This window comes from Frankia sp. CcWB2 (assembly GCF_977927585.1).
The window spans coordinates 13,745-16,178 of the sequence record NZ_CDWRCM010000054.1; the positions used below are offsets into that span (position 1 = coordinate 13,745).

At 73.0% G+C, this 2,434-nt stretch carries 2 protein-coding genes; one reads left to right on the forward strand and one right to left on the reverse strand.

Annotation, left to right across the window (positions count from 1 at the left end):
- Positions 1-231, reverse strand: a 231-nt coding sequence (locus ACY45C_RS08200) for a hypothetical protein (protein WP_462187024.1), incomplete at its 3' end; no start/stop codon positions are given.
- A 198-nt stretch (positions 232-429) separates the two neighbouring features.
- Here ACY45C_RS08200 and ACY45C_RS08205 point away from each other — a divergent pair.
- A partial coding sequence (locus tag ACY45C_RS08205) for a WD40 repeat domain-containing protein (protein WP_462187025.1) occupies positions 430-2,434 on the forward strand: 2,005 nt, incomplete at its 3' end.

The window sequence follows — 2,434 nt, forward strand, 5'->3', positions numbered from 1 at the left end:
CGCCCGGACCCGGGCCAGCTCGGTCAGCGACACGCGGCCGTCGGCGCTCAGCCCGTCCAGGTCGCTCTCGATCCGGTGGAAGCGGAGGTTGAACCCCTCCTCGGCTCCGTTCCGCTCGGCCTGCACCGTGCTGACGCCGTCAAACCAGTCCTGGTGGTGGAAGCTGCGCGTGAACCTCGGCACCACGTTGGGGTCCTCGCGCGGGAACTCGGTCGTGTAGTCGAAAACCACCTGCGCCTCCACGCTCTCGTGATCCAACCTGCCGGTTCGCACGATACCGAGCCGGCCATGGCGATCAGGCCCAAATGACGGCCCGGGTCCGAGTCGCAACAGCCGAAGGTGTCCGGCAGCCGACGAGGGCAGGTCCCACTCGACAGGCTCAGGCGCCGCGCCGCCCGAGTAATGTGATCTTGGGTTACCTGCGCTCTGGTGGATGCGTTCGACGACAACTACGGGTGGGCGATGGCAACGGCGTTCGACGGGTGGGAGGCCGGCGCCACAGTCCGGATCCTGCCACAGATTTTCCACGTGTTCGGCGTCGGGTCCGTGCCGATGGCCGACGGCCGGGTGCTGGTCTTCGCGAGCGTTGCCGCACCAGGTACCGAGTTGGTGAGGTTGACCCCGCAGGGGCAGTCGGCGGGGCAACCGATCAGTCTGGAGTCGGACGACTTCGTCGGCACCGTCACGCCGCTCGTCCTGCCCGACGGGCGCCGGATGGTGGCCACCGGGACCGCTGTGAACGTCGAGGACGGCCCGCACGAGAGCCACACCGAGTCGCACATCCGCCTGTGGGCCGCTGACACCGGCCAGCAGGTGGGGCCGACCGTGCCCGGTCAGGGGCGGTGTATGACGCAGCTCAACCTTGCTGACGGCCGGCGGCTGCTGATCTTCGGCGAGGACGAGGGATCGGTCGTCCTGCTGGACCTGCCCGCCCTGTCCGTCGTCGCCCGGCTGCCGTGGCACCCCTTGGACCAGTTCGACTTGCTGAGGTGCCTGAGCGTCGTTCACCTGGACGGCAGGGCTCACCTGGTCATGGCCAGTGCCTTCGGCGCCCTGCGACTGTGGAGCATGGACTGGCTGACCGACGAGCACGCCCACATGACCGAGGTTGCGCGTGACGCCGGGGCGGAGCTGGGGGCGGCGGTGGTGGTGCCGGGTGCCGACGGCCAGCCGCTGCTGGCCCACAGCTTCGGCCGTCTCGTGGTGTTACGGGACGTGCGAACCCTCGATCCCGTCGGGCTGCCGCGCGTCCTGCCTGGCGGCGTTCGTGAGCTGGCCGCGCTGCCGCTGCGGGACGGGCGGACGCTGCTCGCGGCCGGCATCGACGGGGGGGACATCGTGCTGTGGGATCTTGCCAGTGGCCAGCAGGTCGGCCCCCCACTCGCCGGCCACGAGTCCGGTGTCACCGCGCTGGCCGCGGTCCCGATGCCGGACGGGCGCTCGATGCTGGCGTCTGGCTCCGTCGACAGCACGGTGCGGTTGTGGACGCCGGAACGGTCGGCGCCGGTCGCGCAGACCGTGACCGGCCACGCGGGTCCGGTGCTGGCGCTCGCCGCGGTGGGCGGGCTCGCCGGCGGGAATGCACCGCTGGCCTCGGCCGGCCAGGACCGTTCAGTGCGGCTGTGGAGGGCTGACGGCGAGCCGGTGGGTGAGCCGCTGCTGGGTCACACCGGGGCGGTGTTGTCGGTCGCGGCCCCACCCGGCAGCGCGACGACCGGTCCGCTGGTGGTCTCGGGGAGTGGGGACCGGACGGTGCGCCGGTGGGACCCGGTGACCGGGGTGGCGGTCGGGGCGCCGCTGACGGGCCATTCGGGGGCCGTGCGGGCGGTGACGGCCGGCGGGCAGCCCGGTCAGCCGCTGGTGGTCTCGGCCGGTGTCGACGCGACGGTGCGGCGGTGGGACGCGGCGACCGGGCAGCCGGTCGGCCAGCCCCTGCGTGGCCACGAGGGTGCTGTGCTCGCGGTCGTCACGCTCGTCGCCGGCGTCCCGATGATCGCTTCAGGCGGCGACGACGGCACCGTCCGGTTGTGGAATCTCCTGACCGGCGCGGCGCTCGGGCGGCCGCTGACCGGGCACAACGGTGCGGTACGCGCCCTGGCCGCGCTGGTGGTCGCCGGTCGGCCGCTGCTGGTCTCCGGCGGGGACGACGCGGCTGTGCGGCTGTGGGACCCGGTGGCGGCCACCGCGGTCGGAGAGTTGCGGGGTCACACCGCCGGTGTGCGGGCGGTGGCGGCCCTCGCCGGCGGTGGGGAGCCGCTGGTGGCGCCTGGAGGGGACGACCGGTCCATCCGGCTCTGGGACCCGGTGTCGTATACCCAGGTGGGTGCCGCGCTCGTCGACCACACTGACGGAGTTCGTGCGCTGGCATCCCTGCGGCTGGCGGACGGCAGCGAGAAGCTCGCGTCGGCCGGCGCCGACGCCACCGTCAAGCTGT